Genomic DNA, 7,701 nt, shown 5'->3' on the forward strand with positions numbered 1-7,701 from the left:
AGTTTATTCCTCATCCGCAGGGATCCCTGTCGCCGCTGCCGAAGGGGCTGCCTCTGGGTTAGACTCTGGAGCCGCTTCCGTACGGGATGGTGCCGTGGCTAGGGGCACCCCATTGAGTTCAATAGACTCGATCAGCAGACGGGTCAGCGGTTGCCGATGACCCCTCTTTTTGCGGGTCTTTTTCTTTGGCCTCATCTTGTAGACGATGATTTTATCGCCGCGCCGATGCTGTAAAACCCGTGCCCTGACGACCGCCTCCGAAACGTAGGGATGCCCCAACGTGATTTGTCCCTCGTGGTTGATCAACAGCACACGAGACAAATCGAAGGGGCTGTTCTCCTCCACTTCCGCCAGGCGATCGACCTCGTAAAAACGCCCCGGCTCCACCCAAAGCTGCTTACCGCCGGTTTCCACAATTGCGTAAGTCATCTTTCTCCCTGCCGTACAGGTGCCCTGCGGGGGTCTTGAAACCTGATCCGAGCATTGACAGCGATTTTAGATCGTAGCCGAAAAAGCCGCCGTCCGTCAGCTGGGTTTGGTCGAGGACTGGCTTGCAACAGTTCCGGTCGAGCAGTGGGACAGACTCCCCAAGCACCTCATGCTGTTGCCCCCCAGCCCCTTTCCCAGAGGAAGAGGGGAGTTGGGAAGCAGTTGGGAAGCAAATGTGCAGCATCTGAGGCGACCGCAGGCCAGAGGTTGCAGAGTCATTCTTTGCTATTCGGTCAGCTTCTCCCAAGCAGCCTGAAGGGCAGCCTGCATGCGCTGAGCGGCGCGGCTGAGGCGATGTTGCCAGGTTTCCCACTTGTGTTGCAGAAACTCTGCCGCCTCGTCCAGTAGGGAGAGATCGAACTTGCCCCCTTTGGCCAGCTCGTCCCGCACCTGCTTCACCTTAACGCGCACCACCTCCGGCGGATCCTGTGGGCCAACCAACGCCTTGAGGCGATCCCCCATGCGCTGGATAAGCTGTTTCACCTGCCGAGATTTTTCGCTCCAAAAGTTCTTTAAGCCTTCCGCTTCCGATTTCAGCCGTTGCGGAGCATCCTCCTTAACCACCACCGCGTCCACATCAATGGCTTCCACGTCCTCAGGCAGGAGAACGGCGCGCCCCCCCCAAGGCTCGGCAATGCTGCCACCCAGAATATAAGCGGCAATCGCTCCAGTCTCCCAGTCAAAGAGAAAATCCTCAATCCAGCCGACCTCTCGATTCCCAATGCGCACTGTGCGGCGGTAAAGAGAGCTGATGGGGGTTAGGGGGGTAGCAAAAACGGTAGAGTAGGTCAGCAGCGCGTCTGGCCCGATGAGAGAAATCTGCTCCAGGGGGGTGTACCCCTGCTGGCTGGTGAAGTAGCATACCCGCCCTGTTGGGTCAACCCAGATTTCTTCTACGGTACCCAATGCGGTAGCAGTGCTGCCATCGAGGGCCAGCAGGCCCACCACTTGGCTACGTCGGATGATCTGTTCCATAGGGTTCATCGAAGTTTATCTCCTTGATGGGTTAGCTGGGCAGCCTCAAAATCCGCGGTAGTGGCGCAGTTGCCCCCTGAGCCGGGCAATTTCCTGAGCCATGTCCAAGACCATCGCTGCCCCCGTCCAGTTAAGCCCCAAGTCTCGGTGTAGGCGGCTCATTTGCAACAACCGCCTGAGCTGTTGGGGGGGTCAGGTAGCTGCTCTCGGCCTCCACTAAGCCTTGGGCCAGCAGCCATTCCAGCAGGTGGGGAGGGATCCCCAGCAGTTCCGTGGCCTGCTCGAAGGTATAGAGCGGTATAGAGCCGTTCTTCTACCCGCACAATGGCCAAACTCATAGACTCACCTCCTGCAAGTGGGCGCGGGGATCCCAGCTACGGCTTTGGCGCAGCTTTTCGTAGAGATCCCGCTCGGTCTGGGAAAGGGATTTGGGTGCCACCACCTTCAGCCGCACCAGCAGGTCGCTCCGCTGGCCTTGGGGATCCCGCCAGCCTTGGCCCCGCAGCCGCAGGGTTTGGCCGCTGTCTACCCCGGCAGGGATCCTCAGTTGCACGCGACCCGTAGGGGTGGGAACTTCCGCCGTCCCTCCCAAAGCCGCCTCGTCAGGAGTAATAGGCAGCTCGCAGAGCAGGTTGTCTCCGTCAAAGCGGAAGAAGGGATGGGGGGGCAGCTCCAAAGTGAGGTAGAGATCCCCTCTTGGCCCGCCAAAGGGGCTGACCTGGCCTTTGCCCTTGACGCGGATGCGACTGCCCGGCTTGGCACCGGGGGGAATGCGGATGGTTAGCGTTTCTCCATCCAGGTTCAGCCGTTTCTGGGTGCCGTGGAAAGCTTCTGCCCAACTGAGACCCAGGGTGCCCTCCACATCCTGCCCCGGCAAATCCACCGAAACAAACGGCCCAAAGCCGCCGGCGAAGCCCTGGAACCCGCTGCGGCGGGATCCCATACGGCCCAGCAGCTCGTTGATAAACTCCTCGAAGCTGGCGTATTGGGCGAAGCCCTCCATGCCCGGCATTCCAGCAGCAGAACCAGTACCCACCCGCTGCCAGTACTGCCCAAACTGGTCGTAGCGCCGCCGCTTTTCCGGATCTGAGAGCACCTCGTAGGCTTCGTTGATCTCCTTAAAGCGCTCCTCTGCCGCCTTATTCCCAGGGTTGACATCGGGGTGATACTGGCGGGCCAACTTGCGATAGACGCGCTTGATTTCCTCGGCAGAGGCATCTCTGCTGACGCCCAGGATCTTGTAGTAATCCTTGAAGTCACTCGCAGCCATAGGCTCACCCCTGCAAGGTTAGGGTTTTTCGAGCTATTTCCAGAATACAAAGTTGCAGTTGGCGAATTAGAGCAGATCCAAAAGAGGTAGAGGCAGAAGGGCGAGATGGCGCTTTACTGTGCTCTCACTACTTCGGAAACTTTGGAAACGCACTTTTTGGGAGCTTGGGCAAAAGTGCTCATACACAATGCTCCTGCTGAGTTTCACACTGCCAAGGCAGGTTTTTTTAACCTTTTCCCCATTACTACTCTCATCCATTGTCTCCCCTCATCAACAAAGGATCCAGTCGAAGAATCGCGAACCCCCTGGAGAAATCTCCGTACTGAGGATGCCAACTCTACCCTTACCCCCAGCCTCCTTCCAGAGAGAGGGGAGTTAGGACTTAACGCACGCTACTTGTTGTTGAACGACTGTAGTGTTTGGAAGAGCTACAGCGAGCGGATCCCGGCCATCAAGCCCTGGCAGACCCCCGTCAGGAAATCTGGATCTAGGGTTTCCAAGGTATCGCTCAGCTTGTGGTAGTGGGGGTTGCGCAAGAAAGCGGTGTCGGTAACCATAACGGCAGGGTAACCCGCATCCCAAAAGGGGGAGTGATCGCTCAGGCGAGTGGCAGGCAGGATTAGGCCCCGCTGCCCGGCCAGCAGCCAGCAACAAGGGATCCCCGCTTTCTGAAAATCATGCTGCAGCTTGAGCAGATCCCCCCAGGTGGGCCAGTTGCCGATGAGACCGATGTAATCTCCCCGGTTGGGGTAGAGCTTCTCAAGGCCAGCGGGGTAGCGTTGGGATCCGGGGGTGGGATCCCGGTAGCCCAGCATTTCCAAAGACAGCATCAGCCGTAGGGATTGCCTCTGACGTTGAAGAAACTGGGCGTAAGCCCCACTGCCCACCATCCCCCGCTCCTCCAGGTCAAAAGCCACCAGCCACAGGGGGGAAGGGGCAGGGTTGGCGGCAAAATGGCGGGCCAATTCCAGCAACACCGCTATGCCGCTGGCGTTGTCGTCTGCTCCAGGGGTTGCCGGAGCGGCGTCGAAGTGGGCCCCAATGAGAATGGGCGGGCGACCAGAACGGGATCCCGGCAATTTCAAGATCCAGTTGCGGTGCAGGCGGCCACCGGCCTCAAAGGGGAAGGACTCCAGGGATCCCCACTTAGAAAGCTGCTCTTGGATGTAGCGCTCCACCTGCTGATGGCCCAAGGGCGACCAGTCGGGATCCCGGGGCTGGGCCACTTGCTGCAGATGAGCCTCTAGGCGCTGCTGCAGGTCTGGGAGCTCTGCTGCTGACATCAGTTTCCCACCTCAGAGGGAATGGCTTGGGCATGGACTTGGCAGGCCAACTCCAGGGTGAAGTAGCGGTGGGATCCCACCGTTCCCGCCAACACCCGAAACGGATCCTCAGGCTCCCCCAGGTGATCCAGCACCAGAGCCGCCCCGGAAAAATCCTGATCCCGGGTATAGTCGTTTACCGTCACCACAGTGGGAATACCGGCCTGCTGGGCCGAGCGCAGCCCATTCTCCGAGTCTTCAAAGGCCAGGCAGGCCTGGGGGGGCAGCCCCATCTGTTCCAGGGTGTAGAAGTAGATGTCGGGGGCGGGCTTTTTGGCGGGGACAATATCGCCGGCAGCGATCACTTCAAACCAGCTTAGGCTCTCCGGCAGTGTGTGCTCCAAAAGGGCTGTTACATTTTCCGGCGTGGTGGTGGTGGCAATGGCCAAGCGGATCCCAGCAGCTCTGGCCTCCTGCAGTAGCCGCTTGACACCGGGGCGCAAAGGGATCCCGCCTTGGGCCAATAGGGCAGTGTAGTGGCGGGTTTTGGCCTGGTGCAGCCGGGCAATGAGGGCATTTAAATCTTCACCAGGGGGTAGCGGCGGCTGGCAGGTTGCAACGAAATGGCGAATGCGCTCTTTGCCCCCCGTAATGGCCAGGAGTTGGCCGTAGAGCTCCACCGACCAGTGCCAGTCCAGCCCTGCCTCGGCAAAGGCAGCGTTAAAGGCCACGCGATGACCATCCCGCTCCGTGTCCGCCAGCGTGCCGTCCACATCGAAGATCAAAGCTTGGAGTGTCATGTGTACCCCCACCCGCCTACAAGCGACTCTATGCTACTGCATGGCTTGGGTGCCCCTAGCCAGGTTTCTGGGAAGGCCAACAAGGTGAGAAAATGAGGCACTGGTTATCCAATCTCGCCATGAGCTTCGATTTTGACGTAATCATCATCGGTGCCGGCGTCGGCGGCCACGGCGCTGCTTTACATGCGGTCGAATCTGGCCTGAAGACCGCCATCGTTGAAGGTGCAGAAATGGGCGGCACCTGCATCAACCGCGGCTGCATCCCCTCCAAGGCTCTGCTGGCCGCCTCAGGACGCCTGCGGGAACTGCAACATAGCTCTGGGCTGGGCATCCAAGTGGGATCCGTCCAGGCTGACCGGGGAGCGATTGCCGCCCATGCCGCCCAGGTGGTGGAGAAAATCCGCGCCGACATGACCTGCTCCCTGGAGAGGCTGGGGGTAACAATCCTGAGAGGGCGGGGCAAGTTGGTGGCACCCCAGCAGGTGGAAGTCCAGGAAGAGAAGGGATCCTATACCTACACGGCGCAGGATGTTATTCTTGCTACGGGCTCCCGCCCCTTTGTGCCCCCTGGCATCGAGGTGGATGGCCGGACGGTGTTCACCAGCGACGAGGCGGTGCGGCTGGAGTGGATCCCGGAGCGCCTAGCGATTATCGGCAGTGGCTACATTGGCCAGGAGTTTGCCGACATCTACACTGCCTTGGGATCCCAGGTCATCCTCATCGAAGCCCTGGAGACCCTGATGCCGGCCTTTGACCCCGATATTGCCCGCCTGGCCCAGCGGGTGCTGATTAAGCCCAGGCAAATCCAGACCTACGTGGGGATCACGGCCAAGCAGGTGATCCCTGGCCAGCCAGTAACGATTCACCTCTCCAACGGCGAGACGCTGCAGGTGGATGGCTGCTTGGTGGCTGCCGGTCGGATCCCGGTCTCAGAGGGGCTGGGCTTGGCCGAGCTGGGCATCGACACCGGCAAACGGGGGTTCATCCCCGTCGATAGCCGCATGGCCACCGATTTGCCTCACCTCTGGGCCATTGGGGATGTGACAGGCAAAATGATGTTGGCTCACGCGGCGGCAGCTCAGGGGAGAGTGGCCGTGGAAAACATCTGTGGCCGTACTGCCTACATGGACTACCTCAGCATCCCGGCCGCGGTGTTCACCCACCCGGAAATGGGTTTTGTGGGGCTGACCGAACCTCAGGCCAAGGAGGAAGGCTACAGCGTGGGCACGGTGCGCACCTACTTTGGCGGCAACTCCAAGGCCATTGCTTCGGGAGAGACAGAGGGCATGGTCAAGCTGGTCTTTGACAAGAGCACCGGCCTACTGCTGGGATCCCATATCTTCGGGCCCCATGCGGCGGATTTGATTCACGAGGCAGCTCAGGCCATTGCTCGCCGGGCCACGGTGCGAGATCTGGCCGGCTTGGTGCACTTTCACCCCACCTTGTCAGATTCTCTGGAGGAAGCCTACAAGCGGGCAACTCACGCTCTGGCAGGGGCTTAGCAACGGTTGGGAAGATCTCCCCGCTCAAAACCTCAAGAAAACCGTAGGATGGGGGGGAATACGTGGGAGGAAGTGCTTTTGGTGAGCGAAGCCGAGATTACCCAGGCAGTGCAGGCCCAGTACGAGACTTTCCCCTATCCTCCTATTCCTTACGACCGGCCCTTTGAGGGCTTCTCCAGTCTGGGCAGCTATACCTTGGCGCAGTACGCCCGCACCCGCACCTTGCAAGAGCCCACAGGATCCAGGTTTTTGGTGGCCGGGTGTGGCACCGGCTGGGAAGTGCATGGCATTGCCGCCAGCAACCCCGGCTATGGGTCGGTGGTCGGGATCGACATCAGCCGCCCGGCCCTAGAGATTGCCCAAAAGCGAATTAAGCACCACGGCCTACGCAACTGCTCTGTGCAGTACGGGGATCTGCTGGATCCCTCTACTTGGCCCGAAGGCAGCTTCGACATGATCAGCTCCTACGGCGTGATTCACCACACTGCAGATCCGGTGAAGGCTTTGAGCAATCTGGCATCGCGGTTGGCTCCCGATGGGGTGATGGCGCTGATGCTCTACAACCGTTCCGGCCGTTGGCATCTGTACCGCATTCGGCGAGCCTTGGAGTTGTTGGGCATCACCCCACCTGCAACCCCAGAAAAGATCGAATTTGTGCGGCAACTGCTGAAGGGAGCCAGCCCCAATTCCCTTTTGGCCAAGCACGCCAAGGCTCACCAAGAATACTATGGACAAGATGAAAACATTGTCGATAATTTCTTCCATGCCAATGATATTCCTTTCGACATCGGCGAGATTCCCGACTTGCTTGCCCAAGCCGGGCTGGAGTTTATCGATGTAGCCCCCTACTTGGACTATTGGAATGCCAGGCCGTTGATTGCCGCCACCCACCTGGAGTTCCACCGCCGCTACGAGGCCCTCGCTCGCATCGACCAACTGCGGGTCATGGAGTATCTGGAGCCTCTGTATCACACGCAAAATCTCTTTTGGTGCTGCCATCAAGGTCAAAAGATAACAACTTGGGATCCCTTTACAGTCGAATTTTTTAAGAGCTCCCGCTGGCAACTCAACCCCTTGTTCGTCCGCTATGGCAGCGTGCGCTACTGGGATCAAAAAATCCCCTTTTCAGATCTGTTGGGCAAGCTGGATCCGGCCCAGATCCTGACCCAGAAGATGGATATTTTCTGGCCTATCGCCCGGATCCCGGGCAAGATGATGGCCTCTACCCGCTACCAAGTGGTGGAGCTGCTGCTGCCCTTGGCCAATCAAGCCCGTTCTGGCGCTGAGATCCTGGCTGCCCATGAAGAGAGAGCCGACCACCTTCTCAACCTCTTCAGACAGTGGGAAGCAGACCGGTTAGTTCTGCGGGTTGTCTAGCTTTTGGTTATTCCGAAATACCCTAG

Annotated in this window: 8 protein-coding genes; 2 read left to right on the forward strand and 6 right to left on the reverse strand. The window is 59.3% G+C overall.

What is annotated here, in order from left to right; all coding sequences use genetic code 11:
* Positions 1 to 3 precede the first annotated feature (3 nt).
* The 6 genes from rplU to NW805_RS01355 form a co-directional block, all read right to left on the reverse strand.
* The gene (gene rplU, locus NW805_RS01330; RefSeq protein ID WP_011432383.1) at positions 4 to 429 is read right to left on the reverse strand and encodes a 50S ribosomal protein L21; all 426 of its coding nucleotides are present in this window, start codon (positions 427 to 429) and stop codon (positions 4 to 6) included.
* A gap of 285 nt (positions 430 to 714) precedes the next feature.
* Entirely contained in the window at positions 715 to 1,473 is a 759-nt protein-coding gene (locus NW805_RS01335; protein WP_414349974.1) for a photosystem reaction center subunit H, read from the reverse strand.
* 36 nt (positions 1,474 to 1,509) lie between these two features.
* On the reverse strand, positions 1,510 to 1,626 hold the full coding sequence (locus tag NW805_RS01340) for a chaperone modulator CbpM (protein WP_414421400.1): 117 nt from the start codon (positions 1,624 to 1,626) through the stop codon (positions 1,510 to 1,512).
* Between the two features lie 172 nt (positions 1,627 to 1,798).
* The gene (locus tag NW805_RS01345) at positions 1,799 to 2,734 is read right to left on the reverse strand and encodes a DnaJ C-terminal domain-containing protein (protein ID WP_011432386.1); all 936 of its coding nucleotides are present in this window, start codon (positions 2,732 to 2,734) and stop codon (positions 1,799 to 1,801) included.
* 428 nt (positions 2,735 to 3,162) lie between these two features.
* Positions 3,163 to 4,017, reverse strand: a complete 855-nt coding sequence (locus NW805_RS01350) for a M28 family peptidase (protein ID WP_414421401.1) — start codon at positions 4,015 to 4,017, stop codon at positions 3,163 to 3,165.
* Entirely contained in the window at positions 4,017 to 4,796 is a 780-nt protein-coding gene (locus NW805_RS01355) for an HAD family hydrolase (RefSeq protein ID WP_414407863.1), read from the reverse strand. Before NW805_RS01355 ends, NW805_RS01350 begins: the two co-directional genes overlap by 1 nt.
* A gap of 119 nt (positions 4,797 to 4,915) precedes the next feature.
* On the opposite strand from NW805_RS01355, the gene lpdA reads away from it, so the two are divergent.
* Entirely contained in the window at positions 4,916 to 6,298 is a 1,383-nt protein-coding gene (gene lpdA / locus NW805_RS01360; protein ID WP_414421487.1) for a dihydrolipoyl dehydrogenase, read from the forward strand.
* Between the two features lie 48 nt (positions 6,299 to 6,346).
* Positions 6,347 to 7,675, forward strand: coding sequence for a class I SAM-dependent methyltransferase (locus NW805_RS01365; RefSeq protein WP_414421402.1), 1,329 nt, complete (start codon positions 6,347 to 6,349; stop codon positions 7,673 to 7,675).
* Positions 7,676 to 7,701 lie beyond the last annotated feature (26 nt).

This window comes from Synechococcus sp. W60.1, assembly GCF_047461575.1.
GTDB lineage: Bacteria > Cyanobacteriota > Cyanobacteriia > Thermostichales > Thermostichaceae > Thermostichus.

What these genes read in the sequence shown, in the direction of transcription:
- NW805_RS01345 (WP_011432386.1), bottom strand. Translation starts at nt 2,734, where the DNA reads ATGGCTGCGAGTGACTTCAAGGATTACTACAAGATCCTGGGCGTCAGC.
- NW805_RS01340 (WP_414421400.1), bottom strand. Translation starts at nt 1,626, where the DNA reads ATGAGCCGCCTACACCGAGACTTGGGGCTTAACTGGACGGGGGCAGCG.
- NW805_RS01350 (WP_414421401.1), bottom strand. Translation starts at nt 4,017, where the DNA reads ATGTCAGCAGCAGAGCTCCCAGACCTGCAGCAGCGCCTAGAGGCTCAT.
- rplU (WP_011432383.1), bottom strand. Translation starts at nt 429, where the DNA reads ATGACTTACGCAATTGTGGAAACCGGCGGTAAGCAGCTTTGGGTGGAG.
- NW805_RS01365 (WP_414421402.1), top strand. Translation starts at nt 6,347, where the DNA reads ATGGGGGGGAATACGTGGGAGGAAGTGCTTTTGGTGAGCGAAGCCGAG.
- lpdA (WP_414421487.1), top strand. Translation starts at nt 4,916, where the DNA reads ATGAGCTTCGATTTTGACGTAATCATCATCGGTGCCGGCGTCGGCGGC.
- NW805_RS01355 (WP_414407863.1), bottom strand. Translation starts at nt 4,796, where the DNA reads ATGACACTCCAAGCTTTGATCTTCGATGTGGACGGCACGCTGGCGGAC.
- NW805_RS01335 (WP_414349974.1), bottom strand. Translation starts at nt 1,473, where the DNA reads ATGAACCCTATGGAACAGATCATCCGACGTAGCCAAGTGGTGGGCCTG.